Here is a 14,742-nt window from a genome sequence, read left to right as displayed (position 1 = left end):
ATCGTCGATCCTACGCAGCGCTGTCACGATGTGAGCCGAGAGAAGGGGCCCACACTCTGTGCGGATGGCGGCCGGGGCCGATATCGTCAGTGGCGGGCTGAGAATCGCTCCGGGAGTGCACTATCCGCTCAGTCGCACCGAGCAGGTCAGTACTCCGTGCCCGGTGTGGTGCCATCGCGGGCCTTGCGCCATTAGTGATCTGGCTGCGAACAGATCCTAAGGAGGGAGAGGGATGGCTGGGGACAACGCCCTGACCGGGCTGCGGAACGATGCGCATGCGGGGATTTTCTTTGATGCGACCGCGGCGAGCACGATGGCTCAGCAGTGTGCGGGGATGCTTTCCGCGGTGGAGTCGGCTATCGGGGTGTTTCAGCGGGCGAAGGATGTGCAGCCGTTGAATCAGCGGGGGTCGGGGGCCAAGTTGGCGGACAAGTTCAACGCTGTCGCCAGGAATCTGATCGATACGGTGTTGAAGAATCACAAGCAGGTTCTCACCACGATGGGTGAGTCGTTCGGGGCGGCCGGGCAGGTATTCACCGGCGTGGATCAGGCGTCGGCCGACGTGTTCAAGACCGGGACGTTCACCGATCAGCAAGCGACGCTTGCCTTTCAGAAGTACCGTTCCGTCAGTGGCCAACCTGGGTTGGCGGTACAGGCAGGTGAGCAGCCGAGTTCGGCGGTATCCGCGACCGGGCAACCTGGACTGGCGGTGCAGCCTGCCGGACAACCCGGATTAGCTGTGCAACCCGGCGGACAACCCGGACTGGCAGCGCAGCCGGGTTCGCAGCCCGGCGCGAACCAGTCGGCGGTACTCGCCGGAGCCAAGGACCAGGTTGCGCTCGACTCGGCGGGGGTCGAGCCGGAGTACAGCGCGCAGTACGAGTGGGACGACTTTCATAATCACTGGGATTACGTCAATGGGCAGCGGATCGGCGATCAGCTCACGAATCTCGCGCAGGACTGGCTCACGGCGCAGACCTATTTGGGGTCTCAGTCGAACAACTTCCGGAGTGCCACGCAGAAGTACCTCCAGGACTATCAGGGATCGGCCGCGACCGAGGAAGGGGTTTGGGCGTCACCGGCCGCGAAGATAGCCAAAGCCGCGGTCCAGAAGTATCTCGAGAATCTGGGCGCTCTGACCGGCTCGATGGAGTACATGAGCACCACTCTCACCTCCGCTCAGAGCTGGCTCACCAATCTGCAGAATTTCCTGCCGCACAAGAGCATTGCGGACACCTACCCGGATACCTCGCACAAGTCAGAAGTCGAACAGGCGATGAAGGCCATGCGGCAGGCGTGGGAGACCTACTATGTCGCGGGCGTGAAGGATTCCAGCGCCAACATTCCCATCCTGCCCGACCCGAGTGCTTCGATCGCGGTGCCGGCGGCGACGGCGAAGGTCGATACCGCTCCGGCGCAACAGGAGAATCCCTCGCAGGGTGGCGACACTTCGAACGATGCCACGGACTCGAACCCGACCAGTCCCGATACGACAACGGACACGAAAACGGACAGCACAACCACCGACCCGACCCTCCAATCTCTGGTCACTCAGGCCGGCACGGTGATACAGGCGGGCGTCCAGGCCGCGGAATCGGCTGTGCAGAAGGCCACGACGGACATTCAAGACGGTCTGAAAACCGGCGCCGACACGGCTCAGAATTTGGTCGACCAGCAACTGCAGCAACTGGGGCTGGTCCCGGGTGGTGGCAATCCGTCCGGAGGGTCGTCCGGCAGCGGCGGCCCTGCGGCCCTCAGCAATCTGGTTGGTACACCTCCGAATTCTCAACTGTTCCCCCGCGCCGCCGCTCCGGTGGCGACGGACGATCCGACGGTCGACAGCACTCCTCGCGCCGGGTTGGCGGCGACTACCGGGTCCGACGGCCCGACGGAGCAGCCTGCCGAATTCCTCACGGCCGGTCAGCATCTCGGTGAGGTGCTCGGAGAGCTCTCCGACGACATCACACCGGTTGCCGAGCAATGACAACGTCCTGGCAGTTCACCGAAGCCGAGTTCTACGTCCTGTGGATGGATCAGGCGGGAGAAGAGCCGCCCGAACCGTTTGTCTTCACGTCGGCGACCAGGACCGCGGAAGAGTTCCACCGCGAACTGCGGGAGGCGCGTGCGCGCTTGAACCACAAGCTGGACAGCGACTTTCACCGCGTCTTCGACACACTCTCCCAGCCCGACCTGTACCTGACCGCCTACGGGTGGAGCGAGCAGGAACCGTGGGGCGCGGGCTCCCAGATTCGCCTGCGCGCAGTCAGAAAGGGCCCGAAAGGTTATGTGATCAGCCAGCTTCCGGGTGCGACGTATTGGCGTCGCGGGGGGTACACCGTTGTCGAGTGCGACCCGCTCCAGCTCTCCGATGCCGTTGCCGCGGCCCTGCCGTCCGCTCCGCGCGGCCGCCGGGGAGATGTAGCCCTCGTTTCCCGGGATGAGAACCTGGACTACGACTTCGGGCATTCCGGCATCGCCGCGCGATCGGATACCGTGATATCGCGAAGCGCCGAATTCCTCGAAACTCCGTTCACGACGGCGGGCATCGTCCACATCGCGCAAGGCAGCTCGGCCTTCGGACCTCGCGGTATCGCGCACTTCGAGGTTCGCTTCCGAGACCTCGTCGACGACGGCCGGTACGCCCTCACCTCGAACCCGGAACAGGCTCTCGCAGTGGATGAACCACGATTCGTCTCCGTGCTCGACGATTACATCGCGACGGTCATTCAGCGGATCGATGACGAACGTTGCTGACCGCGCGGATCGCACCTCAGCGAAGTGCTTTTCCGGTCACCTTGGACAGGGCGGACACGATGACAAGTAGCGAAAAGGCCGCCACGGCACCGTAAATCACCGTTGCCAGTGGTTCTTGGAAGTACGGGAGGATTTCCGCGCCCATCACCTCCAGTGGGAGGTTCGATACGTGGCGGGTGATGAGTTCGGTGGCGGCTGTGCCGAGCAATCCGGTGCCGCCCGCGGCGACCATGAATCGGCCGGCGGGGATTCGGGCCAGCAGCGCGATACCGCCGGCGAAGAGCAGCAGGGTCATTACCGCTGCGGCGACCATCAACACTCGGCAGGTTATCGGTTTGGGTGAGTAGGTGATCTGGTTGGAGAAGCCGTAGGTGACGAACGCCGCGAGTATCGCGCAGACGACGGCGGCGCAACCCGTTGCGATGAGAAGGAATTTCGATCTTCTAGGGACACTGGGTATTTCGGCCGGATCGGCGGCTGGCGCCGCCGACGGCGCGAGAGCGTATCCCGCGCCGATGATGGAGAGAATTGCGCCCAGGACGCACACGGCGGTTTCGATGGCCAGACCGTAGATCTCGAAGGGGCGGTTGTCTGTGGTGCGGCCGAGGAGCGCTGCCAGCGTGTAGAGCACCGCGCCGGCCACGACCAGCGGCCGACCGGACACATTGCGGGCAAGCAGTTGGCCGGATCCAGCGAACAGCAGGAGTGCGACAACTGCCGCTACCAGCGTGCCGACTCCGAGATAGGTGAGCGGGTAGAGATCACTGTTGTAACCGCCGCCGATCGCCGAGGCTCGGCTGACACGGGCTTTCTGGTCGGCGTAGAGGGTATACAGGCGGATTGCGCCCGCTGTCGCGATCAGTGCGGAAAGTGCCGCGAATACCGCGGCGGCAATTGCCGCCGGCCGCAACCCTGTTCGAGGGCCGGCCACGGGAACCGGCAGTTCCGAATTGCCTATGACGCCTGGTTGATATGGACCGGTCGACTGTGGCCAGACCACCGTCGGAGCGCTGGGCGCTACCGGCGATGCGTGGCCGGATAGCGCCCGGAACGCCGCAACGGCGAATTCGGTGCAGCTGGCGAATCGGTCCTCGCGGCGCTTGGCTGTGGCGCGGGCGATTACATCGTCCACAAGTGGTGGGACGTCACCTCGAATGTGGCCCAGCCTCGGCAGTGGCTTGCTGAGATGTCCCGCGACGACCTGGCCCGGGTTCGCGCTGGCGAACGGCGGATGTCCGGCCAGAATCGTGAAAAGCGTGCAGCCTAGCGAGTATTGGTCGGCTCGGTGGTCCACGGCCTCACCGGACAATAGTTCCGGGGCCGCGAAAGCGAGTGTGGCGGCGAAGGTTCCGGTCGCGGTCAGCTGGGTGTTCGAATCCAGGAGCCGGGCGATGCCGAAATCGGTGAGGATTGCGCGCTCCTCGCGGCCGGTGTCCGCGGCGGAGAGCAGAATGTTCGCGGGTTTCACGTCGCGGTGCAGGACGCCGCGACTGTGTGCGAAGTCCAGTGCCGATGCGGTTTCGGCAATGATGCGCAGTGCACGCGGTACGGATACCTCACGGGGATTCAGCCGCGAAGCGTCGGTGCCGGCGACGTACTGCATGGCGATCCACAGCTGACCGTCGATCATGCCGCGATCGTGCACCCCGACGATGCTCGGATGATCCAGGCGGGCAATCGCATTCGCCTCCTGCTCGAAACGACGGCGTACATCCTGGTCGGCTGAGACCTCCGACGCCAGCAGCTTGAGTGCGACCTGACGGGGCAATCGCGGGTGCCGTGCCAGATAGACGCGGCCCATTCCCCCTTGCCCGAGAAGGCCGTCGAGCGTGTACCCCGCGAACGACTGGCCCACGCCCAGCTGCACGACGGTCCCCCTTGCATGTCGATCTATGCACTGCCCGGACAGCATAAACGAGCACCGTGACCGGCCCGATGTGGGCGATCGGGGGGGCGGGCTACCAGTGGGCGAGGGAGGTGGCGTACGTGTCGCGGACTGCTTCCAGGCGGGGACGGGTGAAGCGGCCGGGCTCGCGTTCGTGCATTGCCAGGCCGTCGGCGGAGGTGAAGGCGGAGAGGGGGACTCGGTCAGCGTGCGGGGGGATGAACTTCAGGGCTTCCTCGGTCGCGGCGAGCGCGGTGGCCAGGGCGTGGCGGGCCGCGCGGAGCGATCGGTCATCGAGATCGGCTGTGTCGGAGGGCACTTGGCGGATGCAGATGTCCGCGTACCAGAGCCAGACACCGGGGTCCAGGAGTTCGGAGGGGTTGTCCGCACCGAATTGCACTGTGCCACTGGGAGGTGGGAGGACTTCCTCGGGGAGCAGGAATTCATAGGCTCGCTGCGCATGACACTGCAGGCATTCGCCGGTGTACCGGCTGGCCAGGACACCGTCGATGGTGATGACCGAGCTGCGGAAGGTGCAGCGGGTGCTGCGGCAGGTGGGGCAGGGTTGCAGGGTCAGGTAGAGGCGGGCTTCGGCGTTGGTTCGGGCCAGGGGTGGAAGGTCTGGCACTGCGACTCCTTTGCTACCTGTCAGGCCGTATTGCGTAGTCGAGCTTAGACAACCGCGGGGACGGCGGCGGGAGATGCTGCGCTGCGGCAGCCTGCTGTTCATATTGTGCTCACTATGTTGCTGTGGCAGAGTCGATCTCGCTGTGCTAATAGCGGCGGAGACACCGGTGGCTTCGGAGGGCTCGCGATGACTGGAAGACTGCAGGCGCAGGCGCGATCGATCAGCCGAAATGTCTAGGGACCGTGGGGAAGCCGAGTCGGCCTCGATTCTGGAGGGGTTCTCCCGGCAGATGCGCGCTATCGCCGAGGTTTCCCGGCAGCGCGTGCAGCTGACAGGCAGCGCCAGTGCGGCTGGTGGGCGGGTTACCGTCACCGTGAATGCCGATTGCGTGGTGATCGCTACGCGTTTCGCCTCCGATGCCGGCGAGCTGTCCCTCGAGGAAATCGGCAAGGCGGTCACGAGCGCGGCTCAGAACGCCGCGGCGGATGTGCGGCGCAAGACCGAGGAGTTGCTGCGTCCGATCAATGATCATCGGGCGAAGATGCCCAGGCTGTCGGAGCTCTTCGACGATATGCCCGATCTCCAGGCCGAGGCGCCGACACCGCCGCCGGTATCGCTGGCACCGCCGAACGCGCGGGAGCGGCTGGCGCAGCGGGTCGAACCGGCGCCGGAATTCAGTGACGCTGTGGACTATGAGGACTGGCAGTCGGCGCAGGACGGCGGCGGGCCCACGAGCCGGGGTTGGTGAACTGCTCGAGCTACTCGGACCGCAGCTCGGGGTAGTAGCCGCGCTGGAACGGCTGCAATTGCGAGACAGCCAGCTGTCCGGCCCCACGGCAGATCGGGCAGACCCGCTCCCCCGCGCATTCGGGGCATTTGCGTTGTCCGGCGGCCGCATCGGGCAGCCAGCCGCGCCCACCGCATTCGGGGCAGACGCCCAGGCCGTCGCATTCGTAGCAGAGCACGTAGCCCGCGGTGACGGTGTCCGAGGTGCGGGACGGGTCCGGCTGCTCGTCCGCCTGCGGTGTGGACAGGGCCAGTGCCGGTGAGCTCGCGCTGTACAGCACTGTGGGCGTGTGGTCCGGCACGCGGAGTTCGATGGTGCTGCCGTCTCGGTAACCGGTGACGAGGGTGCGGTTCACCTCCCGTGACTCGGATACCTCCCAGCCCGCGTCGGCCAGCATGGCGGCTCCGCGGCGCACGGTGTCGGCGGCGCCGACCGATTCGGGTCGCTGTCCCCGGAAGGTGGTCGAATAGCGGTATTTCGCCGGTTCGGACCACTCGGAGACGGTCGGTTCGCTGAGGAAGAGCAGCATGAGGTCCGCACCCGGAGTGAGCTGTTCGATGAGCGCGACCACCTGGGTACGCAGCACTCGGCCCAGGCGGTCCAGTTCCGCCCGCGCGCCCGGTATCTCACCCATGCGAACTCCCTTCTGGCGGGACACTATCACCTGCCGAATGCCTGGTCGGACTATGGACCACCACGGTATGGGAGGAGTTGCCAGCCCCTCTGAACGGCAATCGGGTGAACCCTCGGCGATCGGTGGCCGACGGAGAGATGGCGTGCGCCAGCGGCTTTCATGCACGATTCACATCGATCCGGCCGGTGGCCGTGCGGCACAGTCGATCTCTGGGCCGCCGATATCGAACCCGAATAGCGAACAGCGACATCGAATATGCTGCGACCCATGGTTGAGCGATCCGGGGAAGCGCTGCGACTGGCGCGGGTGTACGAGGGGCGGGACGCGGACGGGCGGCCGCTGGCCGGCGATCGGGCGGCCATCGTGCCGTGGTTCCAGGACGATGTGCTGGCCTATCTGGAGGCGGCGCCGGTGGTGCTGGCGGCGCGCAGTTTCGAGGTGGATGAGTTCGCGCCGCAGGAGCGGGATGTGCCGCTGAACTTTCGCACCGACGGGGTGTGGATCTGGTCGGGCGCGGTGCCGCACTATCTGCGCAAACACGGGCTGCCGCCGGAGGGTGAGCTGGTGCGGCACATTATGGGGCGCGGTTGCGAGCTCGGCGCGGTGGACGAGGCGGCCAAGGAATTGGCGGTCCAGATCATTACTGGTGGCTGAGCATCACCGGAGGCTGGAGCATGCGGGAAAGACTGGCCCTGCTCGACGAGGGCAATCGGCTGCACACGCTGTATCGGGAGGTCGGATACACCTCGGAGGGGAAGGACGCCATCTATCGGGTGTTCGACCTCCAGGACGAATACCGCCGGCAACTACCCGAGGTCATTGTCGCGCGCTGCCCGTTCACCGACGCGGTGGTGCGCTGGCCGCTGGACAATGTCGATCTCGATGGCTGGTACTGGGATTGGGACCAGCCCATTCGCCGGCACGTGGCTGGATTGCCGTTCAGCTGGCTGACCATGGAGGGCGCGGTACGCCTCGCCGAGCCGGTGACCGCCGCGCCTTTCCACGCCATGCCGGGACCGGCCGCGCCCTATGTCGTCCCGCGCCTGCTGGAGGATCCCGAGGTGCGCGCGGTGCTGTCGGAGTCGCCGATCGGCCGCCATACCGGTTGGGCGATCACCTATTTCGGCAACAAGCGTCCCGAGGACATTGCGCTGGAGAATGTCTGGGGCAGCCGGACCAATGAGATCCACGATCCGCGTGGGCTGGAACGGGATTCGAGCGAGCACGTGCCGAAACCCAGCGACCACGACTTCGATCTGCGCCCCTGGCTGGAGGCCGGACGGCTGCTCTGGATCGCGCCCGGCGATACCGATGCCGCGTTGCACGAGGGCACGGCCGAGTGCCCGTATGTCGATATCGAGGGCGACCACCGCGAACAACTCATCAATCGGGGCGAGATCATCCGCTACTGAATCCGCCCGCAGGCGAATCGAATTCGCCTGCGGACGGGGTCGTCAGAGGTTGGTGGTGGGGACGCGCGGGGTGGCGGATCCGGTCGCGCCGACCACCGGAACACCGGTATTGCCGAGCTCACCGACCACGTCGTCGCCGTGTTCACCTGTCACCAGGTTGGTGCGGATATCGCTGTCGCCGTCGGCTTCCCCGTCGCGGGGCGCCAAACCGGCACCTCCGGCACCGATCGGGGGCGCCATGCCGGGGCCGGCGGTGGCGGCACGCGAGGCGGCCACCGGTTCGGCGGCCGGAGCCGGGGATCCGCCGGGGGCCGCAGTCGAGCGGGTGCCGGTCCACTGGCCGAGCTGGGCGGGGGCCGCCGCGCCCAGACCGCCGCTGATCGGAACGGCGCCGCCGGGCGCGATGCCGCCGGGCGTGGTGATCGACTGATCAATGGGCGCGGTGGTGTCGTCCACGGGATCAGCGGTGAGCGTCTGCGCAATCGATTGCAGCTGTTGCGCACCGGAGCCCGCCGAGCTCACCAGCGTCCCGAGACCACTCAGCAACTGGGTGACCTGGGAGAGCGAATCGACGCCCGAGGGCGCGTTGGTGACCGCCACCTTCTGACCCGCCACGGCCATATTGGCGCTGTGCACGGTCAATTGGGCGCGGGTGTGCGCGACCACGGCCGTCGCCTCGGCGGCGGTCTCGCTCGCCATCGACAGCAGGAAAGCCTGGCCGGGTGGCGTCACCAGGAAGGGTGCGGAAACGGTGACAGCGGTGACGAACTTGGTGATGATCGCCGCCATCTGGGCCGCGCCTATGCCGACCGTGGTCGCCGCGCCGCCCAGTACGGTCTTCTGCTGCACGTTCTGTGTCTGCAACTCCAGCGCATCCGACTGTGCCGCAGCGCCTTTGTCGACCGCGCCGGTGGCGCCCTGACCCTGCCAGAGGCTGGAGGCCACGGACATGAGCGAGGAGGCCATCGAGACGACCTGCTGCAGCGCGCTCGACACACCCGAGAGCACCTGCATGGGATCCACGCTCGCACCGCTGATCTGGCCGGTGCCGAAGGACTGCGCCAGATCGGTGAGCGGGCGGGTGAGCGCGGACAGGTCGATCACCGGCAGCGGCGGCAGACCCGGCAGCGGCGGTGCGGGCGGCAGCTGGGGCAGCGCCGACAGGCCCATATCGCGCAGGATGTCATTGATCGGACGGTCCAGCATGGGACCGAGTGCGGTGCCGCGCAGCACATCCGCCACGGTGGTATCGGGTAAGCCCGGCACCTCCGGCGTGCTCATGACTCCTTCGACAGTGCGATGAAGTCGACGCTGGACTGCTCCTCGACACCGTCGTAGGTGGCGGCGGCTTCGTGCGCGGTGACCGCGGTGGCGGCGTGCACGGCCGCCAGTTCGGCGCTCGAGGCGAAGTGATTGCCCTGCGCGCCCGCGAAACTCAGCAGGAAGTCCTGGCCGATCAGGCCGAAAACCGGAACCAGGGCTGCGACGGTGGCGACCTGATCGGCTCCGGCGGCGCCGGCGATCGTCGATGCCATCGCGGCCGAGGCGTCACCGTAGTGGCGGATCGCGTCGGGCGTTGCAACGAGGTTGCTCATGAGACCCCCATCGGGAAGATCAACTCGAAATGAACTATACAGAGCGAATATTCGGCGGACATAGGAAAGTGTTCACCAACTCCGGACCTGTTCGGTGAACAACCGGTGTTCCCCAGGTTATGCCCGGAAATCGGTATCAGCCTGCCGCACTGCGGCTTTCGTCCAGTTTAGATGGGCCGCAACCAACTGTCCGGTTCGGTCTCGTAATCCTGCTCCTCGACGTACTCCTGGCGGGTCACCTCGGCGACCGTCGGCAGGCCGGTCAGGGCCAGCAGCTCGGGCGCCAGGCCCGCGGCGCGCAGCTGCTCGCGGCGCTGCAGACCGGCTCGATTGGCAGACTGTTTGCACAGGCGCAGAATCTCACCGGCCAGTGCCTGTGGATCATTGCGAAGCTGGTCCCGCTCTACGCTGACGGCCAGCGGCAGGCCCTGTTCGGTGGTGCACACCACCACCGCTCCCGTCCGGGAGGCGACGGTGAACTCGGTCGGGAACGGCGCACTATCGGATTGCACTGAGATACCTGCCTTTCACACTCATTCGTCCTCGATGGCCATGAGCACCTCGGTGATGCGGGTGTCCACGGCCGTGGTCATACGCTTGCGATCGGCGGGCGCGGCGACGGGCGGGAAATCCGCGGTGACGACATAGCGGCCGTCATCGATCAGATCGCGCCACTCCAGCTGGAAACGGATGATGCCGCGCGGGCCGAATCGCGAACGGCCCTGCACCACATCGATGGTGCCCATGCTCGGCGCGGGGGCCGCCAGGAAGTCGGAGGCGCGGTCGATCACCGTGCCCTCCATGGTTTCATGCGCCGGGGACAGGCCGTAGCCGTAGTCGAATTCGTCGGTGTGCTCGGATTCGGCCAGTACGATCTCGCGGCCGCGACCCGCGGCGGTATCCGGCAGTGCGGCGACGATCTGTGCCGCCAGTTCGCGGGCGTCGAATTCGGTCATGGTGAATCCCGCACTGTGCCGCACGGTTTCGCCGGGGTGCTGCACCACCAGATAGCCGAAATCGCCGGATCGGATGCCGAGCATGCGAATGCTGGCCTCGGGGCTGGTGCGGTCGCGGCCGTCCCAGCCGCGCACCTCCACCCGGACGTCGGGCGTGCGCAGTACGGGCAGCACCTCGGCCAGCGCCGGATCGCGGTCGCGCAGCGCCTCTTTGGTGCGCGCCACATTCGCCAGGTGGTCGTCCCACCACTCGGTGCGGCTGGCGTACATGAGCGGGATCGGCAGGAATTCCTCGCCGAGCTCCTCCCACAGGACCAGGAATTCCAGATCGGTGAGGGTCCAGGATCGTTGCACCGAGGTCAGCCCTCCACCACGGGCTTCGCCACGATCGGCGCCTCGCCCATGGCGGTCTCGAGCGCCTCGGTCGAATCGAGGAATTCGGCGCGCTTGTGCTCCTTGCCCTGACCGCCATGGCCACCGGCGCCGTGACCCATACCGCCCATACCGCCGCCCATACCGCCCATCGGCGCCGCGGTCGCGGAACCGGCGGCGATTCCGGCCCGGGCGATGGCGGCGTCGGCGGATTCGATGGCGACGGCCGCACGCGGGAACAGGCGTGAGTTGAGCTCTTTGAGAGGGGCCACTCCGAGGCCGCCGGGACCACCGCCCCCGGGCCCGCCGCCGCCCGGCAGATCCTTGGACAGCTGATTGAGCAGATTGGGCATTCCTGCCAGGGTCATATCCTTCAGCTGATCCTGCGTCTGCTGCTGTTGCTGCTGCGCGGTGGTCGTCTGCGCCGACTGCATACTCTGGGCGGCCTGCTGCAGGGCGCTTTGCAGCTGGGACGCCTGTGAGCTCGAATCCTGGCTCGTCGCCGCGGGATTGGTGTTCTGACCAGGGTCCGACTGATTTGGATCCGGCTGGCCGGACGTACCCGGATCTGACTTGCCCGGATCGGTCTTGCTGGGATCTGTCTTGCTCGGATCGGTTTTGCTCGGATCCGTTTGGAGCTTCGCCTCTTTGGGGGTCAAAGCCGCGTTCGAAAGGCTCTGCAACTGGCCGCCCAGCGACGGCATCGCCGACGGACCGGCTCCGGGCGAGGAACCCGGCCCGGTCGACGGCTGACTGCCCGGCCCGGTCCTGGGCTGATGGGTCGGCGGCGTCTGCAGGCTGGGCGGCGGTGCGGTGGGATCGGACAGTTTCGGAATCGCGGTGCTGGCGTGCGGCATTCCGGGGATGTACCAGGCCTTGAAACCGGCTATCGCCACCTTGACCACGGCGTCTTCGGTGGGAGTGCCGTTCAGTTTGTCGCCGTCCCAGCCCTCGGGCAGCGCGGCCTTGGTATTGCGCAGGAAGCCGGCGGTGAAGTCCAGATTCGATGACATCAGGCCCATCTCGGTGACGAGGTCATCGGCCTGGGTCTTGAACTGCTTGACCGCCGCGATCGCGCCCTTGGCGCCGGCGCCGGTCCACGACTTGTCCTTCTCGAACCCCGCCATGAGGGTATCGAGAGTGTTGAAATCCCTGGAGATCCAACCGGCCATGGTCTTCCAGTCATCGCTGCGATCGGCCACCGTCTGCGGATTGATGCCGACTCCGACCTCGTAGAACCACTGGCCGCCATGGCCTGTCGGATCCTCGGCGCCGATCGCGTCGGTGTAGTGCGCGAGATCGGTCTTGCCGATGCCCTTCAGACCGCCGTATCCGCTGTTCTTGTCGAAAGCGGCATCCGCCGTCGGCTGACTCCAGGTCGGGATGGCGGCCTTGCCGTTCGGCGTCAGGTTCAGGACCGGGTAGTTGCCGTCGGAGGTCCGTTTGAAGTCGTTGAAGGCGGTGGTCGAATCCTCCTCCGTGGCGTCGTACAGCTTGCCCGCCGTCACCAGGGTGTCACCCAGCGCGTCCACCAGGGTGATGTAGTGGTCGATGATCGTGGCGAGGCGGCCGCCCTCGGTATCGAAACGGCCCGCGAGCGCCACCGCCTTCGGCAGATAGCCGTTATCGCTGAAACCCTTGTGCTCCTTGACCACGAACACCCACTGCTTGGTCATGGTCAGTGAGTGCGACAGGTCCGCCGCGTAGCCGGCGGCCTTTGTCGCCGCACCCTTGTCGAGTGTCAGCGTGCCATCGTGCGCCGCCTGCGCGGTGCCAAGCCAGGGGTTGACGGATTCGGTACCCATGTCCCGCTCCTAACTCGTCCAACTCGTCGAATGCACTTCCGACTCCGGCAGCGGGTCCGGGTCGGTGCGGATCAGGCCCGCCAAGGTCAGCTGGTAGTGCGCCTCATCCAGATATGCTGCGGGACCGAATGTTTCGGCCAGCAGGGCGCGGGTGATATCGCCGCGCTCGGCGGCGGCGACGAATTCGGCTATCGCAGTGCGCTGTTCGGGAGTGGGGTCCTCGGCCACCAGGCCGGCGATCACATCGGCGACCGTGGTCGGGGTCCAGATACCGGGCACCGCGGCGGCGAGATCGGCCGCTGCCGGAGACTCGCCGCGATACCAGCGACCGCGCTCCCACCAGTAGCAGAAACTCAGCAGACCGCCTGCGGCGCGGGCGTTGACCACCGAATTCGCGACCCACTCGGGCGCACCCGAGTACAGCTGCGGCAGCGGCGCTCTGCCGTTGTAGGCGGCGGATAACTCCGGGGCGTCCCACACACCTCCTGAAAGCACCGCGCGGCCACCCGGGAGGACGTACAGCGAAGAGCCGGAGCGGCGGGAGCCTTCGAACCAGCCGAAGGACGGCAGCGCACGCGGACCCCAGTCCGAACCGACCGCGACGAAGGCCGCCGCGATGGCCGACCAGCGCGCCCAGAGCAGCGGGAGGTCCGGGAAATCATCCTGCGAGAGTGCCGGCAGCACACCGGATTCGCGATCGGCGCGGGCGGCGACGGCCGCCTGCTTCGGAGTGCGCGACTGCCGATTGTCATGGCGCACATAGGCGCCCAGCCAGGTGGGCAGGACGGCGCGCGGGTAGGCGCCGAGATCCGCGAGGTAGTCCTGCGGGGCGAAGAGCTGATCGTCGGGGAAGGGCTCGTCGCCGTAATCGTGGTCGACGGTCAGCTCGCCGGTCGTGGTGACCGACAGCAGTAGGCGCCACCACGGACCGTCGCCCAGCTGGGCCGCGACCTCACGATGCTCCGCGACCAGCGAAAGTACTTCCTGCGACGGAGAAATCCGGGCCTGCCGCTGCTGGTCGTCGTGGAAGACCACGTGGGCCAGGCTGCCGGTGACCGTCAGCGAGAATGCGGCATCCACGTGGTGCCAGCCCTCGGGGGCGATCGACATCAGTTCGCGCGCAATACGATGCGCCAGTTGCCGGGACTGCTCGGCGGGATCGATGACATCGGTGACGACGCCGTCCGAGGAGATATTGAAGCCGACATCCGGGACGGATTCGAGGTCCGGGCCGACCGCGCCCGGAGCGGCGGTGCTGGGATCCTGTTCACCGGTACGGGTTTCGCTGGCATCGTGCGACGTGGTCATGGGCGATCGGCTCCTCTCGGGGGTCGTCGTCTCCATGCCCCGATGCGCGGCATCGGGCAGCCAGTGCGCACGTCCATCCTCCTCGGCTGTCGACTAACCGACTGCCAGCATCACATATCCCGGCCGACCGTGTGGTTGCTGAATCCGGAAATATCGGCGAATTCACGACGCGACGATGCCGCGCCGGGCCGCGCGGAAAGTGTTCTCCGACTTCACCTCCGATGCGAATCGTCCCGCTACGATCGGTAGCCCGCTAGTCCGGGTGCTCCTGCTGCTCGCGGGCGTTTTTGCGCTGTTCACGCTCCTCGAACCACTTCTCCATGTCCTGCTCCCAGCGCGCGGCATTGCTGCCGTCGAGCTGGCCGGCGAGGGCCTGCCGCGCGGCCTCGACCATCTCGGGGGTGACGTCAGGATAGGCCTTGAAGATCGCCCACAGGGCGGTCTGGGTGTCGTCGTCGAGGCCGGTGGCGCTGCGGGGGCCCTGCCCTGCCAGCACGTCCGCCAGCACCTGGTCGAAGTTCTCCCGCAACTCGTCGTGGCTGGGATAGCCGTCGCGCACGTCCGTATCCTCCCTCGTTGCTTGTCAGCATCACATATGCCGGATGA

General features: G+C 66.6%; 15 protein-coding genes. 5 read left to right on the top strand and 10 right to left on the bottom strand.

Annotation, left to right across the window (positions count from 1 at the left end):
* Nucleotides 1-232 precede the first annotated feature (232 nt).
* Together ABZX86_RS17170 and ABZX86_RS17165 are read left to right on the top strand one after the other, a co-directional pair.
* A complete protein-coding gene (locus ABZX86_RS17170; protein ID WP_355124457.1) occupies nt 233-1,984 on the top strand; it encodes a hypothetical protein in 1,752 nt (583 codons plus the stop codon).
* Nucleotides 1,981-2,754, top strand: a complete 774-nt coding sequence (locus ABZX86_RS17165) for an ESX secretion-associated protein EspG (RefSeq protein ID WP_355124455.1) — start codon at nt 1,981-1,983, stop codon at nt 2,752-2,754. The genes ABZX86_RS17170 and ABZX86_RS17165 overlap by 4 nt, the downstream gene beginning before the upstream one ends.
* Before the next feature lie 16 nt (nt 2,755-2,770).
* On the opposite strand, the gene ABZX86_RS17160 is transcribed toward ABZX86_RS17165, so the two are convergent.
* Both ABZX86_RS17160 and ABZX86_RS17155 read right to left on the bottom strand, forming a co-directional pair.
* Nucleotides 2,771-4,621: a protein kinase gene (locus ABZX86_RS17160; protein WP_355124453.1), complete on the bottom strand. Its 1,851-nt coding sequence runs from the start codon at nt 4,619-4,621 to the stop codon at nt 2,771-2,773.
* A 91-nt stretch (nt 4,622-4,712) separates the two neighbouring features.
* Nucleotides 4,713-5,267, bottom strand: coding sequence for a hypothetical protein (locus ABZX86_RS17155; RefSeq protein ID WP_355124451.1), 555 nt, complete (start codon nt 5,265-5,267; stop codon nt 4,713-4,715).
* Between the two features lie 229 nt (nt 5,268-5,496).
* Between ABZX86_RS17155 and ABZX86_RS17150 the strand changes: the two genes are divergently transcribed.
* Complete coding sequence (locus ABZX86_RS17150; protein WP_355124449.1) at nt 5,497-6,015, top strand: YbaB/EbfC family nucleoid-associated protein; 519 nt, start codon at nt 5,497-5,499, stop codon at nt 6,013-6,015.
* A gap of 10 nt (nt 6,016-6,025) precedes the next feature.
* On the opposite strand, the gene ABZX86_RS17145 is transcribed toward ABZX86_RS17150, so the two are convergent.
* Entirely contained in the window at nt 6,026-6,688 is a 663-nt protein-coding gene (locus ABZX86_RS17145) for a hypothetical protein (RefSeq protein WP_355124447.1), read from the bottom strand.
* Nucleotides 6,689-6,955: 267 nt separating this feature from the next.
* Here ABZX86_RS17145 and ABZX86_RS17140 point away from each other — a divergent pair, with 267 nt between their 5' ends.
* Nucleotides 6,956-7,342 carry a hypothetical protein gene (locus ABZX86_RS17140; protein ID WP_355124445.1) on the top strand — a complete coding sequence of 129 codons (387 nt, stop codon included), beginning with the start codon at nt 6,956-6,958 and terminating at the stop codon, nt 7,340-7,342.
* A 20-nt stretch (nt 7,343-7,362) separates the two neighbouring features.
* Entirely contained in the window at nt 7,363-8,100 is a 738-nt protein-coding gene (locus ABZX86_RS17135) for a hypothetical protein (RefSeq protein ID WP_355124444.1), read from the top strand.
* A 42-nt stretch (nt 8,101-8,142) separates the two neighbouring features.
* On the opposite strand, the gene ABZX86_RS17130 is transcribed toward ABZX86_RS17135, so the two are convergent.
* From ABZX86_RS17130 to ABZX86_RS17100, 7 genes are all read right to left on the bottom strand, one after another.
* A complete protein-coding gene (locus ABZX86_RS17130; RefSeq protein ID WP_355124442.1) occupies nt 8,143-9,381 on the bottom strand; it encodes a hypothetical protein in 1,239 nt (412 codons plus the stop codon).
* On the bottom strand, nt 9,378-9,695 hold the full coding sequence (locus ABZX86_RS17125) for a type VII secretion target (RefSeq protein WP_355124440.1): 318 nt from the start codon (nt 9,693-9,695) through the stop codon (nt 9,378-9,380). The genes ABZX86_RS17130 and ABZX86_RS17125 overlap by 4 nt, the downstream gene beginning before the upstream one ends.
* Before the next feature lie 167 nt (nt 9,696-9,862).
* Nucleotides 9,863-10,207 (bottom strand): hypothetical protein, encoded by a 345-nt coding sequence (locus tag ABZX86_RS17120; RefSeq protein ID WP_355124438.1) that lies wholly within the window; start codon nt 10,205-10,207, stop codon nt 9,863-9,865.
* 21 nt (nt 10,208-10,228) lie between these two features.
* Nucleotides 10,229-11,005 carry an ESX secretion-associated protein EspG gene (locus ABZX86_RS17115; RefSeq protein ID WP_355124436.1) on the bottom strand — a complete coding sequence of 259 codons (777 nt, stop codon included), beginning with the start codon at nt 11,003-11,005 and terminating at the stop codon, nt 10,229-10,231.
* Between the two features lie 5 nt (nt 11,006-11,010).
* Complete coding sequence (locus tag ABZX86_RS17110) at nt 11,011-12,828, bottom strand: hypothetical protein (RefSeq protein WP_355124434.1); 1,818 nt, start codon at nt 12,826-12,828, stop codon at nt 11,011-11,013.
* A 9-nt stretch (nt 12,829-12,837) separates the two neighbouring features.
* Nucleotides 12,838-14,136, bottom strand: coding sequence for a hypothetical protein (locus ABZX86_RS17105; protein WP_355124432.1), 1,299 nt, complete (start codon nt 14,134-14,136; stop codon nt 12,838-12,840).
* Nucleotides 14,137-14,389: 253 nt separating this feature from the next.
* On the bottom strand, nt 14,390-14,695 hold the full coding sequence (locus tag ABZX86_RS17100; RefSeq protein ID WP_355124430.1) for a hypothetical protein: 306 nt from the start codon (nt 14,693-14,695) through the stop codon (nt 14,390-14,392).
* Nucleotides 14,696-14,742 lie beyond the last annotated feature (47 nt).

The sequence above is a fragment of the Nocardia sp. NPDC006630 genome (assembly GCF_040611495.1).
In the GTDB taxonomy this organism is placed as follows: Bacteria; Actinomycetota; Actinomycetes; order Mycobacteriales; family Mycobacteriaceae; genus Nocardia.
The sequence above is the reverse complement of the archived record's forward strand: the minus strand, read 5'-3'. Positions and strand labels throughout refer to the sequence as shown.

What these genes read in the sequence shown, in the direction of transcription:
- ABZX86_RS17130 (WP_355124442.1), bottom strand. Translation starts at nt 9,381, where the DNA reads ATGAGCACGCCGGAGGTGCCGGGCTTACCCGATACCACCGTGGCGGAT.
- ABZX86_RS17135 (WP_355124444.1), top strand. Translation starts at nt 7,363, where the DNA reads ATGCGGGAAAGACTGGCCCTGCTCGACGAGGGCAATCGGCTGCACACG.
- ABZX86_RS17140 (WP_355124445.1), top strand. Translation starts at nt 6,956, where the DNA reads ATGGTTGAGCGATCCGGGGAAGCGCTGCGACTGGCGCGGGTGTACGAG.
- ABZX86_RS17105 (WP_355124432.1), bottom strand. Translation starts at nt 14,136, where the DNA reads ATGACCACGTCGCACGATGCCAGCGAAACCCGTACCGGTGAACAGGAT.
- ABZX86_RS17170 (WP_355124457.1), top strand. Translation starts at nt 233, where the DNA reads ATGGCTGGGGACAACGCCCTGACCGGGCTGCGGAACGATGCGCATGCG.
- ABZX86_RS17145 (WP_355124447.1), bottom strand. Translation starts at nt 6,688, where the DNA reads ATGGGTGAGATACCGGGCGCGCGGGCGGAACTGGACCGCCTGGGCCGA.
- ABZX86_RS17150 (WP_355124449.1), top strand. Translation starts at nt 5,497, where the DNA reads ATGTCTAGGGACCGTGGGGAAGCCGAGTCGGCCTCGATTCTGGAGGGG.
- ABZX86_RS17125 (WP_355124440.1), bottom strand. Translation starts at nt 9,695, where the DNA reads ATGAGCAACCTCGTTGCAACGCCCGACGCGATCCGCCACTACGGTGAC.
- ABZX86_RS17165 (WP_355124455.1), top strand. Translation starts at nt 1,981, where the DNA reads ATGACAACGTCCTGGCAGTTCACCGAAGCCGAGTTCTACGTCCTGTGG.
- ABZX86_RS17110 (WP_355124434.1), bottom strand. Translation starts at nt 12,828, where the DNA reads ATGGGTACCGAATCCGTCAACCCCTGGCTTGGCACCGCGCAGGCGGCG.